Raw genomic sequence first — 21,094 nt, 5'->3', positions numbered from 1 at the left:
CGGGAACGGGAGAGAGGAAATCGTGGCCCGCCGACGGTGGACCTGGGGCGGATCCGGACTCAGAGCAAGGCGCGCACCTGCCTTGCGAGCTGGAGTTCGTCCACCGGCTTGTGCATCAGCGGCCGGCCGGTGCGGGTCGCCTGCTCGATGCGCGCGGGGGCGGTGTCGCCCGTGATGAAGACGATCGGCAGGTCGGGCGCGTCGCGGTTGAGCCGCGCCGCCGTGGAGATGCCGTCCTCGCCGCCGCGCAGGCGCAGGTCGCACAGGCACAGCTGCCAGTTGCCGGGCGGCCCGAGCGCGAGCGCGGCATGCAGGCCGTCGGCGGTGTCGACGTCGGCACCCCAGGTCTGGAGCAGCGCGCTCAGGCTGTTGCTCACCATCTGCTCGTCGTCGATCACCAGCACGCGCCGGCCGCGCAGGTCGGGCATCGGCACCGAGGGACGCGGCCGCAGGTCGGATTCGTCGGGCGCGCGCGTGAACAGCGCGGGAATGGTCAGCGTGAACTTCGAGCCCTTGCCGGCCTCGGACTCCACCTTCACCCCGCCGCCGAGCATGTGGATCAGCCGGCGCACGATCGACAGCCCGAGGCCGAGGCCGCGGGCCCGGTCGCGCTCCTTGTTGTCGACCTGGAAGAACTCCTCGAAGATCAGCGTCTGGTGCTCGGTCGCGATGCCCTGGCCGGTGTCTTCCACCTCGAAGCGGATCACCGGGCCGACGATGTGGGCGCGGATCGCGATCAGTCCCGAGGTGGTGAACTTCACCGCGTTGCCGACGATGTTGCGCAGCGCGCGCTCGAGCAGCACCGGGTCGGTCTGGGCCACGAAGGCGCCGCCCTCCACTTCCACCCGCACGTTGCGCCCGGCCAGCATGGCGCGCGCCTCGGTGCCCTGGCGCGCCAGCATCTGGCCGATGTCGACCGCCTGGGCGCGCGGCTGGACCGCGCCGGCATCGAGGCGCGACATGTCGAGCAGGTTGTCGAGCAGGTCGCCGAGCACGCGGCTGGCCTCGGCGATGCTGCGCGCGATCTGGCGCTGCTCGTCGGTCTCGGCGTTGTGCGTGAGCACCGCCGTGTAGAGCGCGAGCGCCTGCGCCGGCTGGCGCAGGTCGTGGCTGGCATTGGCCAGGAAGCGCGACTTCGAAACGCTCGCTTCTTCCGCCGCGTGGCGCGCCTCCTCGGCCTTGCCGCGCTCCTCCTCGGCGATCACGCGCATCCGCTCGGCCTGCTCGCGCTGCGCGTCGGCCTCGAAGCGGATCAGCACCGAGCGCTCGAACACGCTCGCCAGATAGGTCGAGAAGCGCGCCATCACCACCGCGTACATCAGCAGAGACAGCACCACCGCCCAGGCGCGCGGGCCGCCATGCAGCCCCCAGCCCAGCGCCACCAGCGGCACCCCGACCAGCAGGAAGCACAGGTAGCCGCGCGCGAACGAGGCATAGGTGGCGGCGCCGCCGGCCGCCGCGAGCAGCACGATGATGGTGAGCGCGAGCCGCGACTCGTCGGGCAGCACGCCGAAGAACATCACGGGCAGCAGGCCGATCCAGATGCCGTTGACCAGCGCGATGTAGAAGAACTTGCTCAGCGCCGCGGCGTCGCGCGGCTCGCGGTCGCTGAGCAGGCGCGCGCCCAGCCGCATGCGGTAGGCATTGGCGCCGATGAACAGCGCGAGCCAGGCGCCGATCAGCACCCACGACACATGCCGCGCGAGGATCGCGGAAACGAAGGAGCAGCCGACCAGCAAGCCGAGGACGGCGTTGCGCGACTGGGTCGCGAGCAACCCGACCTGCTCGGCGACCAGCGCCGCGGCCCGGTTCCTCATCCGGCTTCCATCGCGCGCCAGCCGAGGCGGGAGAGCTCGTACATGGCCTGGGTGCGGCTGTGGACGTCGAGGATCTCGAACACCACCTTCAGGTGCGACTTCACGGTGGTGTCGGAGATGTTGAGCTCGCGCGCGATCGCCTTGTTCGACTTGCCGTGGGCCAGGCGCAGCAGCACCTCTTCCTGGCGCGGCGACAGCCGCAGGCTCGCGAGCCGGTCGGCCGGCGAGGGCTCGTCGGTGCGCGGCGGCTCGAGGCACACCGGCGGCACGTAGATGCCGTCGTCGAGCACCACGCGCAGCGCCTGCATCATGGTCGCCGGATCGAGCGACTTCTTGACATAGCCCATGGCGCCGTCGTCGATCGCGCGGCGTACCGTGTTGGGGTCTTCGTTGGCCGACAGCACGACCACCGCCTGCTCGGGGAACTGGCCGCGGAACAGGTGCAGCGTATCGAGCTCGCGCATGCCGGGCATCTCGAGGTCGAGCAGCACGATGTCGAACGGGCCGTGCGTGCGCATCGCCGCGATGGCATCGTGGATGTCGGCGGTCTGGTGCACGCCGATCTTGGGATCGAGCGAGCGCAAAAGAAGTGCCACGCCCTCGCGCACGAGGCCGTGATCGTCAACCAGCAGGATTCTCATCAACCGTTCCCATTCAACTCCGCCTTATTTTCCCAGGCCCGGAATTGTGGGAGCAGTACGCTGGTAGTACAAGCCGGGGGAACTCCTCCTTTGGAGGGATCGACATTCCCCGGGGCTTAGGAAGGCAGCGCGCCCTTCAGGATCGCCGCGCGCAGGTCGGCCGGAATCTCGATCGCCTTGTGGGTTTGCAGCGAAGTGGTCACCAGCACCTGGCTGACCTGCATGCGCACTTCGCCCGACACCGGCTCGAAGCAGCGCAGCCGCAAGCTCAGGGAGCGCGAACCGAGCCGCTCGACCGCGAGCCCCAGCGCCACCCGGTCGCCCATGCGGCTCACGGCGCGGAAATCGGCCTCGAGCTTCACGGTCGGCAGCCCGACGCGGCGGCCGGTGACCAGCGCGTCGTAGCCGATGCCGAGTTCCTCGTTGACCCAGTCCTCGACCAGCCCGTTGAGCATCACGAAGTACTGCGGGTAGAAGACGATGCCGGCCGGGTCGCAGTCCGAGAAGCGGATCAGCCGCGGCCGGCTGAATTCGGCGAAGCGCGCGGGCGTCTCGGCCATGGCTCAGCCCTCCTCGCCCGCGGGCTCGCTGCGCATCACGTGCACGCGCAGTTCGCCTAGCTGAGCATGCATCTGCTTGATGGTCTTCATGTCCAGGCCCGAGAACATCTCGAGGATCCACTGTTCGTGCTCGCTCGCCATCGCCTCGAAGCTGGCCCGGCCCTTGGGCGTGAGGCTCACGATCCAGGCCCGGCGGTCCTCGGGGCTGGGGGCGCGCGCCACCACGCCCTCGCGCTCCAGCTCGTCGGTGAGGCCGGTGACGTTGCCGCCGGTCACCATCAGGTAGCGCGAGAGCACGCGCATCTTCAGCCCTTCCCTGTGGCGGTAGAGCTGCGCCATGTAGTCGAAGCGCGCCAGCGAGATGCCGAAGCGCTCGCGCAGCCGGCGCCGGATCTCGGCCTCGATCTGGGTGGTGCTGGCCAGCATGCGCAGCCACAGCTTGAGGGCCGCATGGTCCTCGGTGCGCGCGCGCGCCTCGTGGCCCAGTTCCTCGGCGTCGCTCAGCGCGGCATGCGAGGCGTCGTTGTGCTTCATGTGACCTCCCCACCCGAGACCGAGATCGACTGCCCGTTGACCGAGGCGGCGCCCTCGCCGCACAGCCAGCGCACCGCGTCGGCCACCTCGGAGGGCTGCACGATGCGGCGCTGCGGATTCACGCTCGAGAACTCCGCCAGCGCGTCGGCCTCGCTGCGGCCGGTCTTGCCGACCACGTTGGCGACGCTGTTGCGCAGGATGTCGGTGTCGGTGTAGCCCGGGCAGACCGCGTTCACCGTCACGCCCTTGCGCGCCACCTCGAGCGCCAGCGAGCGCGTCAGCCCGATCACGCCGTGCTTGGCCGCGGTGTAGGCGGCGACGTAGGCATAGCCCTTCTGCCCCGCGGTGCTCGCGATGTTGACGATGCGGCCCCAGCCGGCCTCGAGCATGTCGGGCAGCGCCGCCTGGGTGCACAGGAAGCTGCCCGTGAGGTTGACCGACAGCATGCGCTGCCAGAGCTCGACCGAGGTCTTGAGGAAGGGCGCGCTCTCGGCCGCGCCGGCGTTGTTGACCAGGATCGCGAGCGGCCCGAGCGCGGCGCGCGCCTGCGCGAAGGCCTGCTGCACCGCCGCCGGGTCGGCCACGTCGGCCGCCACCACGCGGTGCGAGGCGGAAGCGGGCAGCGTGTCGGCCACGCGCTGCAGCGCCTCGCGATCGCGCCCCAGCAGCGTGAGCACCGCGCCCTCGGCCGCGAGGGTGCGCGCGATCTCGGCGCCGATGCCGCGCGCGGCACCGGTGACCAGGGCATGGCGGCCGGAAAGAGAATTTGCTTGCATGGCAATAATATTTAGTCCTAAACCATTCTAGCGTTTCGCGGCCCTGGACACCCGCCGCCGGCCTAGGTGCGCCGCGCCGGCTGCCGGTCCCAGGTGCCGGGCGTCACGCCGCGCTCGCGCAGCTTGTACTTCTGGACCTTGCCGTTCTCGGTGCGCGGCAGGTCCTCGAGGATGTCGATGTAGCGCGGCACCGCGAAGTACGGCAGCCGCGCCTCGCAGAAGGTCGCGAGCTCGGCGGGCGCCACCGCCGTGCCGGGTCGCGCGATCAGCGCCGCCATCACCTCGTCCTCGGCCAGCTCCGAGCGCACCGGGTAGACCGCCACCGCCGCCACGCCCGGATGGCTCAGCAGCACCTGCTCGACCTCGAAGGAGGAGATGTTCTCGCCGCGCCGGCGGATCGCGTCCTTGAGCCGGTCGACGAAGCGGAAGGCGCCGTCGGCATCGCGCACCACGCGGTCGCCGGTGTGGAACCACAGGTTGCGCCAGGCCTCGACGGTCTTGGCCGGCAGGTTGAAGTAGCCGCTCGCGAAGGCATGCGGCTCGCTCGCGCGCAGCAGCAGCTCGCCGGCCTCGCCGTCGGGCAGTTCCACGTCGTGCGCGTCGGCCACGCGCGCCTCGAAGCCCGGGCGCACCCAGCCCATCACGCCGCCGCGCGGGGAATCCGGCGCGGTGCTGATGACGAAGTTGGTCTCGGTCGAGCCGTAGCCCTCGAGCAGCCGCACGCCCGTGCGCTCCAGGAAGCTCTGCATCGCATGCGCCGGCACCCCCGGGCCCAGGCCCACGCGCACCCGGTGCGCGCGCTCGCCCGGTCCCTCGGGCTGGGCCAGCAAGATCGGCACCATCGCGCCCAGCAGGTAGACCACGGTGGCCTCGTGGGCGCGCATCGCCTCCCAGAAGCCCGAGGCCGAGAAGCGCGCCTCGAACACCACCCGGCAGCCGGTGATCGCGGCCTGCGCGAAGGTGTTGAGCGCATTGATGTGGAACAGCGGCAAGGTGGTGCACAGCACGTCGTCGGCGCCCACGCCGAGCACGGCTGCGCTGTTCACGCCCCACCAGTAGTACTGCGCATGCGGGCAGGTCACGCCCTTGGCCGGGCCGGTGGTGCCCGAGGTGTAGAGGATCGCGAGCGTGTCGCCCGGCTGCACCTCGGCCGCGGCGATCGCCTCGCCATCGGCCGGCCAGGCCTTCACCGCCACGCCCTCGAGCGCGATCTCGCCCTCGCCGATCACCCACACCGTGCGCAGCGCGGTGCGCGCGAGGTCGACGCCGGCCAGCCGGTCGAGGAAGGCACTCTCGATCACCAGCAGCCGCGCCGCGCTGTCGGCCAGGAAGTACTCAATCTGCGGCGCCATCGAAGCGGTGTTGATCGGCACCATCGCAGCACCCAGCCAGCCGCAGCCGCCGAGCGTCTCGAGCACCTCGAGGCGGTTGCCGCTCATCAGCGCCACGCGATCGCCGCGCGCCACGCCCGCCGCTGCCAGCGCGCCGGCGCGCGATGCGGCGGCCGCGCGCGCATCGGCATGCACCCATTGCCGCCCCGCGATCGCGAGCAGCGGCTTGTCGCCGAACAGCGCCGCCTGCCGCTCGAGCATCGCCGGCAAGGTGCGGCGCGCGGGCGGCAGCGCGTGCGGCTCAGTCGTCATCGTGCGTGCCCCCGCCGAGGTAGGTGGCCTGCACGCGCGGATCGCAGGCCAGGTCCTGCGAGGCGCCATCGAGCGCGATCTCGCCCGTTTCGAGCACGTAGCCGTGGTCGGAGGATTCGAGCGCCGCGCGCGCGTTCTGCTCCACCAGCAGGATCGACACGCCGTCCTCGCGCAGCTTGCGCACGATCGCGAGAATGTCGCGCACGATCAGCGGCGCGAGCCCGAGGCTGGGCTCGTCGAGCATCAACAGGCGCGGCGAGGACATCAGCGCGCGCCCGACGGCCAGCATCTGGCGCTCGCCGCCCGAGAGCGTGTCGGCGCGCTGCGCGCGGCGCTCGGCCAGCCGCGGGAAGCGGTCGTACACGCCCTGCAGCCGGCTCTTGAGCACGCTGCCGCGCAGCCGGCGCGAGAAGGCGCCGAGCTGCAGGTTGTCGAGCACCGAGAGCTCGCCGAACAGCTCGCGCTTCTCGGGCACCAGGCACAGGCCGCGCTCCACGCGCGCCTCCACGTCGAGGCCATGCAGGTCCTCGCCCTCGAAGCGCAGCACGCCCTTCGACGGCAGCAGGCCCATCGCGGCCGCGAGCAGCGTGGTCTTGCCGGCGCCATTGGGGCCGATCACCGAGACGATCTGCCCCGGGCGCATCGCAAGCGACACGCCGCGCACCGCATCGACCTGCCCATAGGAAACGTGCAGGTCGCCGATCTCCAGCATCGGGGTCGTCGTGCTCATGCCACGCTCCCGAGATAGGCCGCCTGCACCCGCTCGTCGGCACGCACCGCGGCCGGCGCGCCCTCCACCAGCTTGGCGCCGAAGTTCATCACCACCAGGCGGTCCACGAGTTTCATCACGAAGTCCATGTCGTGTTCGACGATCAGAATGGTCACGCCCTCGTCGCGCAGCTTGCGCAGCAGCTCGCCCAGGGCCATCTTCTCCTTGCGGCGCAGGCCGGCCGCGGGCTCGTCGAGCACCAGCAGCACCGGGTCGGCCGCGAGCGCACGCGCGATCTCGAGGATGCGCTGCGTGCCCAGCGGCAGGCTGCCCGCGAGCTCGTGCGCGCGATCGCCCAGGCCGATGCGCTCGAGCTGGCGCTGCGCCTCCTGCAGGATCTGCCGCTCCTCCGCGCGATCGAGCCGCAGCCCCGCGCGCAGCACGCCCGAGCGCGTGCGCGAATGCGCGCCCAGCGCCACGTTGTCGAGCAGGCTCATCTGCGGGCGCAGCTTCACGTGCTGGAAGGTGCGCGCCAGCCCGAGCCGCGCCACCTCGCGCTGCGGCATGCCGGCGATGTCCTGGCCCAGGAAGCGCACGCTGCCCGAGCTCATCGGCAGGGTGCAGGTCAGCAGGTTGAACATGGTCGACTTGCCGGCGCCGTTGGGCCCGATCAGGCCCACGATCTCGCCGGCCGCCACGTCGAAGCTCACGTCGTTGACCGCCACCAGCCCGCCGAAGCGCTTGACCGCGCCCTGCACCGAGAGGATCGGCGCGCCGCGCGCCGGCAGCGCACGGTGCGGCAGCGGCTCGACGGCCGCCAGCGGCGCCGCGGGTGCGCGTGCCGCGCCCGGCCCTTGCGCCCGCGCAGCCGCCGCACGAAGCCCATCAGCCCGCCGCGCGCGAAGTGCAGCAGCGCGATGAACAGCACCGCGAAGGCCACCGCCTCGAGCTGGCCGGCGCGCTGGGTGATCAGCGGTAGCACGTCCTGCAGCCCGTTCTTGAGCACCAGCACCAGGCCCGCGCCCACCAGCGCGCCGACCAGGCTGCCGAGCCCGCCGGCCACCGCCATCAGCAGGTACTCGATGCTCGCGCGCACGTCGAAGGGCGAGGGGCTCACGAAGCGGTTCATGTGCGCATAGAGCCAGCCCGCGAGCCCGGCGAACAGCGCCGCCGTCACGAACAGCGACAGCCGCACGCGGTAGGCATCGGCGCCCACGCTCGCCAGCAGGGTCGCGCCGCCGCGCAGGCTGCGGATCGCACGGCCCGGGCGCGAGCGCAGCAGGTTGTGGCTGAACAGGAATGCCAGCCCGACGATCGCCCAGATCAGGTAGTACATGGCGCGCGGATCGGCCAGCGACCAGCCGCCGATGAACAGCGGCGGGATGTTCGACAGCCCGGTGTGGCGACCCAGCGCATCGACGTTGCCGAACAGCATCGCGATCGACAGCCCCCAGGCGATGGTCGACAGCGGCAGGAAATGCCCGCCCAGGCGCAGCGTGAGCAGCCCGATGGCCAGCGCCGAGAGGCCGGTCAGCAGCAGCGCGAACAGGAGGCCGATCCACGGCGAATAGCCCTGCGTGGTGCTGAGCCAGGCCGTGGCGTAGGCCGCGATGCCGACGAAGGCCGCCTGCCCGAAGGAGGTGGCGCCGCCCACGCCCGTGAGCAGCACCAGCCCGAGCGCGACCAGCGCGCCGATGCCGATGTCGTTGAGCAGCGAGACCGTGAAGCTGCCGAACAGCGCCGGCACCACGGCCAGCGCGGCGATCACCACGGCGCAGAGGATCAGTGGGCGGCGGCTCATTGGTCCACCTCCTCTTCTTCCTCTTCCACGTGCCGCGCCATGAACGAGCGCAGCATCAGCACCGGGATCAGCAGGCTGAACACGATCACGTCCTTGAGCGCGCCGCTCCAGAACGAGGCGAAGCTCTCGACCACGCCGACGGCCAGCGCGCCGATGGCGGTCATCGGGTAGCTCACGAGCCCGCCGATGATGGCGGCCACGAAGGCCTTGAGGCCGATGATGAAGCCCGAGTCGTAGTACATGGTGGTCACCGGCGCGATCAGCACGCCGATCAGCCCCGCCAGCAGCGAGGCGCAGCCGTAGGCCAGCAGCGCGGTGCGCGCGGGCCGGATGCCGACCAGCCGCGCGCCGACGCGGTTGACGGCCGTGGCGCGCAGCGCCTTGCCCATCACGGTGCGTTCGAACACCAGGAAGAACAGGCCGCTGAGCACGATCGCCGAGCTCACCATCAGGATCACCTGGCCGCTGACGGTGAAGCCGTCGCCCAGCGTGAGCGTGCCCGAGGCCAGCGGGCTGGTGCGCGAGCCTTCCGGCCCGAAGAACAGCAGCCCCAGGCCCGACAGCAGGAAGTGCAGCGCGAGCGAGACGATCAGCAGCACCAGCACCGAGGCATCGGCGATCGGCTGGAACACCACGCGCGCCAGCAGCGGCGCCACCGGCACCACCAGCAGCACCGACACCGCGAGCTGCACCGGCGCCGGCACGCCGGCGCTCGCCGCGGCCCAGGCGATGGCGCAGGGCACCAACGGCAGCACGCCCCAGGCCAGCACGGCCTTCGGAATGCGCCGCGCCTCGCCGCGCCGCACCAGGCTGCCGACCTCGGTCAGCACGGCCAGCGCCGCGAGCACGGCCACCAGGCCGATGGTCGGCGGCAGCTTGCCGGTCTCGAAGGCCGCCAGCGTCAGCGCGGCGAAGGCCGCGATGTCGCCGAAGGGCACGAAGACCACCCGGGTCACCGAGAAGATCAACACCAGGCCGAGCCCGGCCAGCAGGTAGATGGCCCCGTTGGCCAGCCCGTCGATGCCCAGGATGAGGGCCACGTCCCAGGTCATTGCACAGTCCTTCGCTTCGTCATCGCTCTCGCTTCTCGCTTGCTTTGGGTGGATGGAGGATGGAGGACGCCGCGCTCAAGGCGCCAGCTTCCACTGGCCCTTGTCGAGCTTCACGATCACGCGCGCGCGCTGGTCCACGCCGTAGAGATCGCCGGGCTTGAAGTTGTAGACGCCGTGCGTGCCCACGACCTCCCTGGTGCTGAAGATCGCGTCGCGCAGCGCGACGCGGAACTCGGGCGTGCCGGCCTCGGCCTTCGTGAGCGCGCGCGCGGCCGCGTCGGCGAACACCAGGTAGCCGTCGAAGGAATAGGCCGAGAAGGCGTCGCTGGTGGGCGCGTTGTTGACCTTCTGGAAGACGCTGCGGAACTCCAGGCCGATCTTGCGCGTGGGATGGTCGGCCGGCAGCTGCTCGGCGACGATGATCGGGCCGGTGGGCATCAGCGCGTCCTGGCCGGCGGCACCGACCACCCGCACGAAGTCGGGGTTGATCAACCCGTGCTGGCCGTACACCTTGCCCTTGAAGCCGCGCTCCTGCAGCGCGAGAAAGGGCAGCGCGCCCGGCGTGCCGGCGCCGCCGGTCATCACGGCCTCGGGCTTCATCGCGAGCAGCTTCAGCACCTGGCCCGTGACCGAGGCGTCGGCGCGCGCATAGCGCTCGTTGCCCAGCACCTGGATGCCGGCGGCCGGCGCGGCCTTCATCAGCGCGTTGTAGACCAGGTCGCCCCAGGCGTCGGAGAAGCCGATGTAGCCGACCGACTTCACGCCGTCCTTCTTCATGCGCTCGACCACCGCGTCGATCATCAGCTGCGTGGGCTGCGCCACCGTCATCACCCAGCCGTTCTCGGCCGGGTCGAGCAGGATCGGCGTGAGCCCGATCATCGGCACCTTGGCATCGCGCCCGACCTGCGCCATCGCGATCGCGGCCGGCACGCCCGAGGTGCCCATCAGCACGTCGACCTTCTCCTCGTCCACCAGCTTGCGCGCATTGCGGCCCGCGGTGGTCGGGTCGGAACCGTCGTCGAGCACGATCAGCTGCACCTTGCGGCCGTTGATCTCGCCCTTGTAGGCCAGCGCGGCCTGCATGCCCTTGGCATAGGGCACGCCCAGCGAGGAGTTCGGGCCCGACAGCGACACGCTCAGGCCGACCTTGAGGTCGGCCGCGAAGGCGGCGGCGCCGAGGCCGGCTGCCAGCGCGAGCACGGCGGCGTGGCGAAGGGACTGCATCAAGCGGGTCATGTCGAAGCTCCTGGAGGAAAGGGTGGGGAGTGGAACGAGGGAGGGAACTAGATGAAAAGCTGGATGGCCGGCAATGCCTGGCCCGGGTTGAGCAGGTCGACGCGCTTCTCGCGGATGCGCCAGCCGTCTTCGATGCGAACCAGTCGATGGCGGTAGCTGCCGGCGAGCAGCACCTGCGACTCGCCGCGTGCCTCGATGTAGATGAAAGGGGTCCGCAGCACGGCCTCGCCGCCGTCGTCGGCCTCCGGCACCGAACGCTGCAGCACATGCTGGCAATGGCTCGCGGGATGCTGCGAATGCGCGCGCGGGTTCTTCAGCCGGTCGACGCGCAGCTGCAGCAGCAGCCGGTCCTCGCAAGCAATGGCGTTGTGGCTGCGCGAATCGGCCTGCGCCGCGCCGAGCAGCGGCACCCAGTAGAGGCATTCGGTGTCGTAGAGCGCGAGCCAGTCGTCGAAGCGGCGCGCGTCGAGCAGCGCGGCCTCCCGCACCACGAGGTCGATCGCGTCGTTCATGCACCCTCCCCCTGCTCGCCCATGAACTTCGCCCAGGCGCGGAACTGGTTGCGCATCAGCAGCTCGTTGGTGCCGTTGGTCTCGGTCGTTCCCTGCCCGAGTTCGGCCGGATCGAAGTCGCGGTGCAGGCTCACCCACTCGTTGCCCTCGCCGCGCAGGCCCTTCTGCATGCTCTCGAACAGGTGCACGTCGTCGTGCGCCACCACCGACATTGGCGAGAACACGAGCCGGTTGTAGTTCATCGAGCGCTCCAGCAGCAACTCGGGCGCGCCCTCGGCGCGGAAGCTCCAGGCCTCGATCAGCGTGCGGTCGGCCGCGAGCGGACGGATCACGCGGATCGCCTGCGGCGAGCCCTTGACCGAGAGGCTCGGGAACAGCACCGAGTTCTGCGGCGAGCGCTGCAGGATCTCGGTGGCGCGCTCCTCGCCGTGCGCGGCGCGCATCGCGGCCTCGTAGCCCGGCAGCTGGGCGTAGTTCGAATGGATGCTGAAGTGGATGCCCAGCACGCTGTGGCCGTTGGGATAGACGCGACCGCCCATGCGGTCGAAGAAGTCGTAGCCCGCGCCGAAGGGCAGGATCTGCTCCATCGCCATCGGCTTGGCCGCATCGGGCTCGGCCGCCGTGATACCGGCCCACAGGCCCTCGGCAGCGGCGGTGGCCGATTCGTGCGTCGACATCGGATGCACCGTGTCGTTGATGTTCTCGAGGTACATCTTCCAGTTGCAGTGGACGATGTTGCGCAGCACGCCGCCGGCCACCGTGAGCCGGCCCTCGGGCGAGCGGTCGACCATGTTGTCGATGGCATGCAGCACGCCGCCGAAATAGTCCTCGAAGCTCGGGCCTTGCGGCGACAGGCGCACGAACACGAAGTCGCGGTAGACCGCGAGGCCCGCCACCGGCGACAGCCCGCGCCCCGACTCGCATTGCGCCAGGCCGGTGTTCTCGTAGCCCGACTTCAGCGGCAGCGCGAGCGGCGCGCCGTCGAGCTTGTAGGTCCAGGCGTGGTAGGGGCAGCGAAAGAACTTGCCGGCGTTGCCGCGCTCGTCGCTCACGAGCTGGCTGCCCTTGTGGGCGCAGCGGTTGTAGAACACCCGCAGCGCGCCATCGGCCTGCCGCACCATCACCAGCGGCCGGCCCGCGAGTTCGAGCGTGCGGTAGTCGCCGGCCTTGGGCACCTCGCTCGCATGGCCCGCGAACAGCCAGGTTCGCGCGAAGAAGCGCTCCTGCTCGAGCGAAAACAGCTCCTCGCTCAGGTAGACGTCGCGGTGCACGCGCCGGTCCTCGACCAGCGCGCGGATCGCCTCGGGGTGTTCGCGGTAGCGGCTCATGGCGTGCGTCAGGTGCGGGCGCTCAGGGCACCAGCTTCCACTGGCCCTTTTCCATGCGCACGATCACCACCGCGCGCTCGTCCGAGCCGTAGCGGTTGTCGGGCTTGAAGTTGTAGATGCCGTGCGTGCCGACCAGCTCCTTGGTGCTGTCGATGGCATCGCGCAGCGACGTGCGGTAGGCCGGCGTGCCCGGCTCGCCCTTGGCGCGCGCCGCGGCGTTGGCCAGCAGCAGGTAGGCGTCGTAGGTGTACGACGAGAAGGCATCGACCGGCGCCGCGCCGTGCGCCTTCTGGTAGGCCGCGCGGAAGTCCATCGACACCCTGCGGATCGGGTTGGCCGCATCGAGCTGCTCGGCCACCAGCACCGGGCCGCTGGGCACCTGCAGGCCCTCGATGGACTTGCCGCCCACGCGCACGAAGTCGGCGTTGATCAGGCCGTGCGTGCCGTAGATCTGACCCTTGTAGCCGCGCTCGGCCAGTGCCAGGTAGGGCAGCGCGCCGGGCGTGCCGGAGTTGCCCGCGAACACCGCATCGGGCTTGGCCGCCACGATCTTCAGCACCTGCCCGGCCACCGAGGAGTCGCTGCGCGCATAGCGCTCGTTCGCCACCACCTTGATGCCGGCCGCGGCCGCGCTCTTCATCAGCGAGTCGTAGGCGAGATCGCCGAGCGCGTCGGAGAAGCCGATGAAGGCCACCGACTTCACGCCGGCCTGCTGCATGCGCTTGACCACCGCCGCCACCATCAGCTCGAAGGGCTGCGAGACCGACACCGTCCAGATGTTCTCCGGCCCCGGCAGCGACACCGGCGTGGGGGAGATCAGCGGCGTGCCGAGCTCGCGCGCCACCGCCGCGATCGCCATCGCGCCGGGCACGCCCGAGGTGCCGATCAGCACGTCGACCTTGTCCTCGGTCACCAGCTTGCGCGCGTTGCGCCCGGCGGTGGTGGGATCGGAGGCGTCGTCGAGCACGATCAGCTCGACCTTGTGGCCGGCGATAGTCGGCTGCTGCGCGAGCGCGGCACGGATGCCCTTCTCGTAGGGAATGCCGAGCGCCGAGACCGGGCCCGAGAGCGAGCTGATGACGCCGACCTTGAGGTCGGCGGCGAAGGCCTGGGCCGCGGCGAGCGAGACGGCCGCGAGCGCGGCGATGCGAGCGAGTTTCATGGGTGGGTGGTGTCTTGGGGAGAAAGGAAGGGATGCGCCGCGCGAAGGGCCGTGCTCAGGGCACCAGCTTCCACTGGCCCTTGTCGAGCCGCACCACCACGCGCGAGCGGTCGTCGGAGCCGTAGCGGTTGTCGGGCTTGAAGTTGTAGACCGAGTGCGTGCCCACCAGCTCCTTGGTGCTCACGATGGCGTCGCGCAGCGCGAGGCGGAACTGCGGCGTGCCGGGCTCGGCCTTGGTGGGCCGCCGCTGGGCCGCTCCCGAGGCGGCAGCGCCCCCTTGGGGGGCCGACGCCGAAGGCGTCTCGGGGGCCGACAACACGCGCTGCGCGGCGTCGAGGTAGATCAGCCAGGCATCGAAGCTGTAGGCCGAGAAGGTGTCGGTCGGCGGCGCGCCGTTGGCCTTCTGGAAGGCGGCGCGGAAATCGAGCGCGATCTTCTTCATCGGGTTGGTGTCGGGCAGCTGCTCGGCCACCACCACCGGGCCCGTGGGCGCGAGCAGGCCATCGACCGACGGGCCGCCGACGCGGATGAAGTCGGGGTTGATCAGCGAGTGCATGCCGTAGATCTTTCCCTTGTAGCCGCGCTCGGTCAGCGCGAGGTAGGGCAGCGCGCCGGGCGTGCCGGAGGCGCCGGTGATGACGGCGTCGGGGCGCAGCGCGACGATCTTCAGCACCTGGCCGGCGACCGAGGAGTCGCTGCGCGCATAGCGCTCGTTGCTCACCACCTTGATGCCGGCCGCGGGCGCGGCCTTGTTGAGCGCGTCGTAGACCAGGTCGCCCCAGGCGTCGGAGTAGCCGATGTAGGCCACGCTCTTCACGCCCGCCTGCTTCATCTTCTCGACCATCGCGCCCATCATCAGCGGCGCGGGCTGCGGCAGCGTCACCATCCACGCGCCCTCCTCGCCCGGCAGGTCGGCATTGGCGATGGAGATTAGCGGGGTCCTGGTCTCGCGCGCCACGCCGGCGATGGCCAGCGAGCCCGGCGCGCCGGCGGTGCCGATGATGACGTCGACCTTGTCCTCCTCGATCAGCTTGCGCGCGTTGCGCGCGGCGGTCGAGGGATCGGAGGCGTCGTCGAGCGCGATCAGCTGCACCTTGCGCCCGCCGACCTCGGCCTTGTAGGCCTGCGCGGCCTTGATGCCCTTGTCGTAGGGAATGCCGAGCGAGGACACCGGCCCCGACAGCGAGGTGATGAAACCGACCTTGAGGTCTGCCGCCCAGGCGTTCGATACCGCGAGCGCACCCGCGGCCACGGCGAGGCCCGCGAGGGCACGGATTCGGGTCATGACTGTCATGCTTCTTCTCCTGGAGTGATGGGGGTGGGTGACGGGAACTCGGTGGTGGGGATTCAGAGCGCGAGGCTGCCGACGCTGGTGCCGCCGCAGACGTAGAGCACCTGGCCGGTGACGAAGCTGTTGGCGGGGTCGGCGAAGAAGCGCACGGCGCGCGCCACGTCGGCCGATTCGCCGAGGCGGCGCACCGGCACGCTGGCGGCCAGCGCGCGTTCCTTCTCGCTGCCGGCCTCGACCACGTCGTAGAACATGTCGGTGCGTATCGGCCCGGGCGCGACCACGTTGACGGTGATGCCCTCGGGCGCGAGCTCGAGCGCCCAGGTGCGCGCCATGCCCAGCATGCCGGCCTTGGTCGCCGAATAGCTGGTGCGCGTGGCCAGGCCCAGCGCGGCGCGCGACGACAGCAGCACCACGCGGCCGAAGCGGCGCGCGCGCATCGCGGGCAGCGCGGCCTGCACGAGCTGGATCGCGCAGCCCAGGTGCAGGTCGACCAGCGCGTCGAGGTCGGCGAGCTTCACCTCGGGCAGCAGCGCGGCGCGGATCACGCCGGCGTTGTGGACCACGGTGGTCACCTCGAAGCGCGACACGAGTTCCTTCGCGGCCTCGGCCGTGGCCGCGCGGTCGGCCAGGTCGACCTCGATGCTGTGCAGCTTCGGATGGTCGATCTCGGCCTTGCGGCGCGCGAGCGAGACGACCTCGTAGCCCTGCGCGAGCAGGTCGAGGCAGATGGCCTTGCCGATGCCGGCGCTGCCGCCGGTGACGACGGCGGTCTTCGGTGCATCGCTCATGCGCTCGCTCCCTTTCTTGCTCCCTCCCCCAGCGGGGGAGGGAGACATGGGCCCTCATGACGAGGCTCCCACCAGCGCGAGCACGCGCAGCGGGCTGCCACTGCCCTTCTCGATCTTCAGCGGCGGGCAGATCAGCATCGCGCCCGCGGGCGGCAGCAGGTCGAGGTTGCTCAGGCACTGCAGGCCGTAGCGACCCGCGCCGTGCATGTAGTAGTGGCAGGGGTACGGCGGGCGCAGGTGGTAGCCCTGGCCGGCATCGGTGCCGATGGCCTCGGAGCCGAAGCCCAGCACGTCGCGCTGCTCGACCAGAAAGCGCACGGCCTCGGTGCTCGGGCCCGGGGTGTGCTGGCCGGTCTCGTCGAAGTTCTGGTAGGCCTCGGGGTCGTGGCGCTTCGACCAGTCGGTGCGCATCAGCACCCAGGCGCCGGCCGGGATGCGGCCGTGCTTCGCCTCGTAGTCCTCGATGTCCGCGGGCGTGAGCAGGTAGTCGGGATCGTCCTTGACCTGCGGCGAGCAGTCGATGACGCAGGCCGGCGCCACGAAGTGCTGCACGGGGATGGTGTCGACCGAGTTGTTCGGCAGGTCGCGGCCCGAGATCCAGTGGATCGGCGCATCGAAGTGGGTGCCGGTGTGTTCGCCGCAGGAGAAGTTGTTCCAGTACCAGCCCGGCCCGCGCTCGTCGTACTTCGAGACCTCCTCGATGCGGAACGGCCAGCACTGGCCCATCTCGGGCGGCAGCGCGATCTGCGGGAACTCGGGCGTCAGGGTCTGGGTGAGGTCGATCACGCGGATGCCGCCGCCGGCCAGGGCGCCGGCCAGGCCCGCGAGGATCTGCGCCGGGGTGAGCGTGGGGTTGCTGGTGGTCATCGGGGAGCGCTCCTGTCTCTGTCTGTCTTCAGCTGCCGCCGGCCGCGAGTTCGCGTTCCAGCACCTTGGGGTTGTCGCGCCAGCGCTCGAGCCACTCCTGCGCCACGTCGCCGGGGTAGACGTCTTCCACGCCGTCGCGCAGCGCCTTCACGATCGCACTGGCAAGTGCCGGGGCGCCGAGCTTGGGCGGCGGCATGTGCTGGTTCCACTCGTCGTCGATCGGGCCCGGGAACACGTTGACGACCCGGATGCCGGCTGGCCGCATCTCGGCGCGCAGGCACTGGGCGAGCGAATAGGCGGCGGCCTTCGAGGCGCTGAAGGTGCCGTGCGCCGGGTAGTTGCTCAGCGCGTAGATCGACAGCAGGTTGACCCAGGCGGTGGCACCGGTGGCGCCGTCGGCCGAGCGGCCCTTGAGCGCGGGACCGAACTCCTGCGCCAGCCGCAGCGCGCCGAAGTAGTTGATGTCCATCTCGGCCTTGGCCACGTCGGTGCCGCGCCGCGAGGCGATGCCGAAGGTGCGGTGCACCTCGGCGTTGTTGATGACGATGTCGACCTTGCCACCGATGGAGCCCGCGAGCTCGGTCACCTGCCGGCCGTTGGTGAGGTCGAGCGGCACCAGCGTGACCTGCGGCAGCGCGCCGATGTCGTCGAGGCCGTCGCCGAGCTTCTTCCAGGGTTCGGCATGGCCGACCCAGACGATGTCGGCGCCGGCCTTCACGAGGGCGCGCACGATCGCCTGCCCGACCTCGGTCTTGCCGTCGGTCACCAGCACCTTGCGGAACTTGGGGTCGCTGGTCATTTCTCTGAGCATCCTGTCGTCGGCCATGTGTGCACTTCCTTGGTTCGGGAATCCGATCAGTACCGCCTGTCCCGCGCGATCGAGCCGCGCGCCCACCTTGACGCGCGAGGGCGCCTCGCCGACCTCGCCGTGCAGGTGCACCATCAGCGTCGGGCCGGCATCGAGGTGCACCAGGCCCAGCCGCCAGGGCAGGCGTTCGCGGAAGAACAGGTCGTTGCTGTGATGCAGCGTGGTGCTGCTCAGCAGCTCGCCCTCGCCGTCCTGCTCGCGCCAGGCGAGGTGCGGCGACAGGCACTTGTGGCAGGCCGCGCGCGGCGGGTACTGCACGGTGCCGCAGTCCTCGCAGGTCTGCAGCTCGAAGCGGCCCTCGGCCGCGGCGGCGGTGATGCCCAGCGCGATGCGGCCGCGCTGCCAGGGCGGCAGGTTCATCTGCCGCGTGCGCAGCACGGGGTTCTTGCGCGGGGGGCGCATGAGGGGCATGGTCATTGGCTTCTCCCCAGGAGGACGGCGCCGGTGCACAGGCAGCGGTCGTAGGTGACCATGCCGAAGCCGGCCACGAGGCCCAGCTTGGCGTCGGGCACGCGGCGCGCATCCGCGGTGTCGGTGAGCTGGCGGATGGTCTCGGTCATGCCGAGGAAGCCGCCCGCGGCACCGGCCTGGCCCGCGGAAAGCTGGCCGCCGCTGGTGTTGTTGGGAAAGCTGCCTTCGCAGGTCATGGTGTGCGAGCGCACGAAGGCCGGGCCCTCGCCCTTCTCGCAGAAGCCCAGGTCCTCGAACTGCATCATGGCGATCACGGGGTAGTCGTCGTAGGTCTGGATGAAGTCGACCTGCGCGGGCGCGGCGCCGGCCTGGGCATAGAGGTCGTCGCGGTCGCGGCGCCAGCCGCCCTGCACCATCACCGGGTCTTCGGAATAGGCGTTGTGGCGTTCGATGGCACCACGGATCGCGACGTGGGCAAGGCCCAGGTCACGCGCACGCTCCTCGCTCATCACGAGGAAGGCCTCGGCCCCCGCGCAGGGCATGACGCAATCGAACAGGTGCAAGGGCTCGGCGATCGGCCGCGCGTCCATGTATTCGTCGAGCGTGAGCGGCTTCTTGAACATGGCGTTGGGATTGCGCAACGCATTGGCGCGCTGGTCCACCGCGATGCGGCCGAAGTCCTCGCGCTTGGCACCGAAGCGGCGCATGTAGTGCGCGGTGATCATCGCGAAGATCGAATTGGGCCCGCCCGATCCATAGGGATAGGTGGCATCGCGCGCGAAGTTGCTGAAGCTGCCGAGGGTCTGGCGGAAGGAGTCGACATGGTTGGTGTCGGCCGCCACGCAGGCCACGACGTCGGCATCGCCGCTCTGCACCGCGCGCGCGGCACGGCGCAGGCACATCACGCCCGAGGCGCCGCCGGTGGGTACGTGGTCGAGCCAGCGTGGCGAGAGGCCCAGGTGCTGGGTGACGCCTACTGCGGTGTCTGGGGCGAGCGAGAAGCTGCTGATGCAGAGGCCGTCTATTGCGTCTTTTTCGATGCCGCTGTCTTTGACGAGGGCCTCGATCGCCTGGCCCAGGAACCAGTGCGCTGTGAGCGTGGAGTAGCGTTGGTAGGGCACCGTGACGGGGACCGCTACGGCTACGCCTTCGTAGGATTGGCGGTGGGTCATTGCGTTGGTTCCACTTTGTTCGGGCTGGGGCGCGTGCACAGGACAGCGGGTACTTCCCTCCGCGAATGTCCCCCGCCCTTCGGGCTCCTCCTTAATTTCGCTGCGGGAAGCACCCACTGCCCTGTGCACGTGGGCGCAGCGGTGATGCAGCCGGTTCGACCGCCGTGTCCAGGCTCACGCCGATGGGGTACTCCCCGCAGCGAAATAAAGGAGGAGGCCGCAGGCCGGGGGACATTCGCGGAGGGGAGTACCCCGTCGGCGTGAGCCCGCCCCGAACGAATCAAGCGCATGTCCATCACCCCTGCCTCTTCTTCAACCCACGCGTATCGATGCAATGCACCTGCCCAGGCAACCCCTGGGCCAGCACACGCAACTCCCCGCGCTGGATCTTTTGCGAAGCCGTGAGCGGCAAGGCATCGACGAACGCCACATAGCCCGGCGCCTTGTAATAGGCGAGTTGATCGAGCGCATGCGCCACGATGCTCAGCGCCATGGCGGAGCGGGCATCCTCACTCACCGCCTCGTGCAGCACGATGCAGGCCAGCACCTCGTCGCCGCGCACCGCATCGGGCGTCGCGGCCACGGCCGAGCTCTTCACCGCCGGGTGCTGGTTCAGCACGCTCTCGACCTCGACCGCCGAGATGTTCTCGCCGCTGCGGCGGATCACGTTCTTCTTGCGGTCGACGAAGCACAGGCTGCCGTCGGATTCGCGGCGCACCATGTCGCCCGTGTGGAACCAGCCATCGGCCCAGGCTTCCTGGGTCGCGGCCTCGTCCTTGAGATAGCCCGAGAAGAAATAGCGGCGCGGATCGGGGCCCGCGCTGCGCACCAGCAGTTCGCCCGGCGTGCCCACGGGCACATCGGCACCGGCCTCGTCGACCAGCCGCAGCTCCACGAAATCCTCGGGCCGGCCGAAGCAGCTCGTGCCGATGTGGCGCGGCTCGTGGTTCGCCATCACGCAGGCGGCGGCACCGGTCTCGGTCATGGCCCAGGCCTCGACCAGCGGGAAGCCGAAGCGCTCCTCGAACACGCCATGGTTGCGCCGGTCCACGCCGGCGCCGAAGGCCCAGCGCACCGCATGCTCGCGGTCGGAGGGCGACGCGGGCGCGGCCAGCAGCATCGCGGGCATCACGCCGAGGTAGTGGACGATGGTCGCGCCGGTCTCGCGCACGCTGTGCAGCCAGCTCTTCGGATGGAAGCGGTCGAGCTGGATCAGGCAGCCGCCGGCCACCAGGATCACCATGGTCGAGAACGCCATCGCGTTCACGTGGTTGAGCGGCAGCGGCGTGATGATCCGCTCGCGGTCGCGCCGCACCTCGCACACGCCGTCGAGCCCCGCATACCACTCGCCCGCGCGCATGAAGTACTCGTTGCCCAGCATGCAGCCCTTGGGGCGCCCCGTGGTGCCCGAGGTGTAGAGCAGCGCGCATTCGGTGTGGGGGCCCACGGGATCGTCCGCGCGCGGCGCGCGGCCGCGGGCCGGCGGCACTTCGGGGTCCGAGGCCTGCATCACGTCGAGCGTGGCACCTTCGCGCTGCGCCGCCGCGCGCAGATCGTCGGCGCGCTGCGGCAGACTCACCGCGAGCTCGATCCCGCTGTGGCCGATCAGGTAGGCCAGCTCGGCCGCGCGCATCTCGGCATTGATCGGCACCACGCTCACGCCGAGCGCATTGAGCGCGAACCAGTGGTACAGGAAGGCCGGCCGGTTCTCGAGCAGCAGCCCGACACGGTGGCCATGGCCGTAGCCCGCGCGTGCATAGGCCTCGCGCAGCCGGTCGACCTCGGCCGCGGCCTCGCGCCAGCGGATGCCGACGGCCTCGATGCCATAGCTCGCGGCCGTGACCGGCTCCACGCACAGGAACTCGGCCTCGGGCGTGCGCGCCGCCGAGGCGGCGAAGGCGGCATGGACGGTGGGATGCGTCATCG

18 protein-coding genes and 1 pseudogene are annotated in these 21,094 nt (G+C 70.6%); all 19 read right to left on the bottom strand.

Annotation, left to right across the window (positions count from 1 at the left end; genetic code table 11):
• Positions 1-59: 59 nt before the first annotated feature.
• The gene (locus INQ48_09125; protein ID QRF59364.1) at positions 60-1,817 is read right to left on the bottom strand and encodes a hybrid sensor histidine kinase/response regulator; all 1,758 of its coding nucleotides are present in this window, start codon (positions 1,815-1,817) and stop codon (positions 60-62) included.
• Positions 1,814-2,458, bottom strand: coding sequence for a response regulator transcription factor (locus tag INQ48_09120; protein QRF59363.1), 645 nt, complete (start codon positions 2,456-2,458; stop codon positions 1,814-1,816). Before INQ48_09120 ends, INQ48_09125 begins: the two co-directional genes overlap by 4 nt.
• Before the next feature lie 116 nt (positions 2,459-2,574).
• Positions 2,575-3,018, bottom strand: a complete 444-nt coding sequence (locus INQ48_09115; GenBank protein ID QRF59362.1) for an acyl-CoA thioesterase — start codon at positions 3,016-3,018, stop codon at positions 2,575-2,577.
• Positions 3,019-3,021: 3 nt separating this feature from the next.
• Positions 3,022-3,552, bottom strand: coding sequence for a MarR family transcriptional regulator (locus tag INQ48_09110; protein ID QRF59361.1), 531 nt, complete (start codon positions 3,550-3,552; stop codon positions 3,022-3,024).
• Entirely contained in the window at positions 3,549-4,328 is a 780-nt protein-coding gene (locus INQ48_09105; protein ID QRF59360.1) for an SDR family oxidoreductase, read from the bottom strand. Before INQ48_09105 ends, INQ48_09110 begins: the two co-directional genes overlap by 4 nt.
• A gap of 62 nt (positions 4,329-4,390) precedes the next feature.
• Positions 4,391-5,971 carry an ATP-dependent acyl-CoA ligase gene (locus INQ48_09100; protein QRF59359.1) on the bottom strand — a complete coding sequence of 527 codons (1,581 nt, stop codon included), beginning with the start codon at positions 5,969-5,971 and terminating at the stop codon, positions 4,391-4,393.
• Positions 5,961-6,683, bottom strand: coding sequence for an ABC transporter ATP-binding protein (locus tag INQ48_09095; protein ID QRF60669.1), 723 nt, complete (start codon positions 6,681-6,683; stop codon positions 5,961-5,963). Before INQ48_09095 ends, INQ48_09100 begins: the two co-directional genes overlap by 11 nt.
• A 14-nt stretch (positions 6,684-6,697) precedes the next feature.
• Positions 6,698-8,481: pseudogene (locus INQ48_09090) on the bottom strand (branched-chain amino acid ABC transporter ATP-binding protein/permease).
• Positions 8,478-9,533 carry a branched-chain amino acid ABC transporter permease gene (locus INQ48_09085; GenBank protein ID QRF59358.1) on the bottom strand — a complete coding sequence of 352 codons (1,056 nt, stop codon included), beginning with the start codon at positions 9,531-9,533 and terminating at the stop codon, positions 8,478-8,480. The pseudogene INQ48_09090 and the gene INQ48_09085 overlap by 4 nt, the downstream one beginning before the upstream one ends.
• 75 nt (positions 9,534-9,608) lie before the next feature.
• On the bottom strand, positions 9,609-10,757 hold the full coding sequence (locus INQ48_09080) for an ABC transporter substrate-binding protein (GenBank protein ID QRF60668.1): 1,149 nt from the start codon (positions 10,755-10,757) through the stop codon (positions 9,609-9,611).
• A gap of 59 nt (positions 10,758-10,816) precedes the next feature.
• Entirely contained in the window at positions 10,817-11,281 is a 465-nt protein-coding gene (locus INQ48_09075) for an aromatic-ring-hydroxylating dioxygenase subunit beta (protein ID QRF59357.1), read from the bottom strand.
• Positions 11,278-12,609, bottom strand: a complete 1,332-nt coding sequence (locus tag INQ48_09070; protein QRF59356.1) for a Rieske 2Fe-2S domain-containing protein — start codon at positions 12,607-12,609, stop codon at positions 11,278-11,280. Before INQ48_09070 ends, INQ48_09075 begins: the two co-directional genes overlap by 4 nt.
• A 22-nt stretch (positions 12,610-12,631) precedes the next feature.
• Complete coding sequence (locus INQ48_09065) at positions 12,632-13,771, bottom strand: ABC transporter substrate-binding protein (protein ID QRF59355.1); 1,140 nt, start codon at positions 13,769-13,771, stop codon at positions 12,632-12,634.
• A 55-nt stretch (positions 13,772-13,826) separates the two neighbouring features.
• Positions 13,827-15,065, bottom strand: coding sequence for an ABC transporter substrate-binding protein (locus INQ48_09060; GenBank protein ID QRF59354.1), 1,239 nt, complete (start codon positions 15,063-15,065; stop codon positions 13,827-13,829).
• 53 nt (positions 15,066-15,118) lie between these two features.
• Complete coding sequence (locus INQ48_09055) at positions 15,119-15,850, bottom strand: SDR family oxidoreductase (GenBank protein QRF59353.1); 732 nt, start codon at positions 15,848-15,850, stop codon at positions 15,119-15,121.
• A 54-nt stretch (positions 15,851-15,904) separates the two neighbouring features.
• On the bottom strand, positions 15,905-16,717 hold the full coding sequence (locus INQ48_09050; protein ID QRF59352.1) for a cyclase family protein: 813 nt from the start codon (positions 16,715-16,717) through the stop codon (positions 15,905-15,907).
• Between the two features lie 28 nt (positions 16,718-16,745).
• Positions 16,746-18,002 carry an SDR family NAD(P)-dependent oxidoreductase gene (locus tag INQ48_09045; protein ID QRF59351.1) on the bottom strand — a complete coding sequence of 419 codons (1,257 nt, stop codon included), beginning with the start codon at positions 18,000-18,002 and terminating at the stop codon, positions 16,746-16,748.
• Positions 17,999-19,168 carry a thiolase family protein gene (locus tag INQ48_09040; protein QRF59350.1) on the bottom strand — a complete coding sequence of 390 codons (1,170 nt, stop codon included), beginning with the start codon at positions 19,166-19,168 and terminating at the stop codon, positions 17,999-18,001. Before INQ48_09040 ends, INQ48_09045 begins: the two co-directional genes overlap by 4 nt.
• Before the next feature lie 295 nt (positions 19,169-19,463).
• Positions 19,464-21,092: an AMP-binding protein gene (locus INQ48_09035; protein QRF59349.1), complete on the bottom strand. Its 1,629-nt coding sequence runs from the start codon at positions 21,090-21,092 to the stop codon at positions 19,464-19,466.
• Between the last annotated feature and the right edge of the window lie 2 nt (positions 21,093-21,094).

Origin of the sequence: Variovorax paradoxus, assembly GCA_016806145.1 — a bacterium.
GTDB lineage: Bacteria > Pseudomonadota > Gammaproteobacteria > Burkholderiales > Burkholderiaceae_C > Variovorax.
The sequence above is the reverse complement of the archived record's forward strand: the minus strand, read 5'-3'. Positions and strand labels throughout refer to the sequence as shown.

Coding starts and splice junctions, on each gene's coding strand:
- INQ48_09125 (QRF59364.1), bottom strand. CDS start 1,817: ATGAGGAACCGGGCCGCGGCGCTGGTCGCCGAGCAGGTCGGGTTGCTC.
- INQ48_09120 (QRF59363.1), bottom strand. CDS start 2,458: ATGAGAATCCTGCTGGTTGACGATCACGGCCTCGTGCGCGAGGGCGTG.
- INQ48_09115 (QRF59362.1), bottom strand. CDS start 3,018: ATGGCCGAGACGCCCGCGCGCTTCGCCGAATTCAGCCGGCCGCGGCTG.
- INQ48_09110 (QRF59361.1), bottom strand. CDS start 3,552: ATGAAGCACAACGACGCCTCGCATGCCGCGCTGAGCGACGCCGAGGAA.
- INQ48_09105 (QRF59360.1), bottom strand. CDS start 4,328: ATGCAAGCAAATTCTCTTTCCGGCCGCCATGCCCTGGTCACCGGTGCC.
- INQ48_09100 (QRF59359.1), bottom strand. CDS start 5,971: ATGACGACTGAGCCGCACGCGCTGCCGCCCGCGCGCCGCACCTTGCCG.
- INQ48_09095 (QRF60669.1), bottom strand. CDS start 6,683: ATGCTGGAGATCGGCGACCTGCACGTTTCCTATGGGCAGGTCGATGCG.
- INQ48_09085 (QRF59358.1), bottom strand. CDS start 9,533: ATGACCTGGGACGTGGCCCTCATCCTGGGCATCGACGGGCTGGCCAAC.
- INQ48_09080 (QRF60668.1), bottom strand. CDS start 10,757: ATGCAGTCCCTTCGCCACGCCGCCGTGCTCGCGCTGGCAGCCGGCCTC.
- INQ48_09075 (QRF59357.1), bottom strand. CDS start 11,281: ATGAACGACGCGATCGACCTCGTGGTGCGGGAGGCCGCGCTGCTCGAC.
- INQ48_09070 (QRF59356.1), bottom strand. CDS start 12,609: ATGAGCCGCTACCGCGAACACCCCGAGGCGATCCGCGCGCTGGTCGAG.
- INQ48_09065 (QRF59355.1), bottom strand. CDS start 13,771: ATGAAACTCGCTCGCATCGCCGCGCTCGCGGCCGTCTCGCTCGCCGCG.
- INQ48_09060 (QRF59354.1), bottom strand. CDS start 15,065: ATGACAGTCATGACCCGAATCCGTGCCCTCGCGGGCCTCGCCGTGGCC.
- INQ48_09055 (QRF59353.1), bottom strand. CDS start 15,850: ATGAGCGATGCACCGAAGACCGCCGTCGTCACCGGCGGCAGCGCCGGC.
- INQ48_09050 (QRF59352.1), bottom strand. CDS start 16,717: ATGACCACCAGCAACCCCACGCTCACCCCGGCGCAGATCCTCGCGGGC.
- INQ48_09045 (QRF59351.1), bottom strand. CDS start 18,002: ATGACCATGCCCCTCATGCGCCCCCCGCGCAAGAACCCCGTGCTGCGC.
- INQ48_09040 (QRF59350.1), bottom strand. CDS start 19,168: ATGACCCACCGCCAATCCTACGAAGGCGTAGCCGTAGCGGTCCCCGTC.
- INQ48_09035 (QRF59349.1), bottom strand. CDS start 21,092: ATGACGCATCCCACCGTCCATGCCGCCTTCGCCGCCTCGGCGGCGCGC.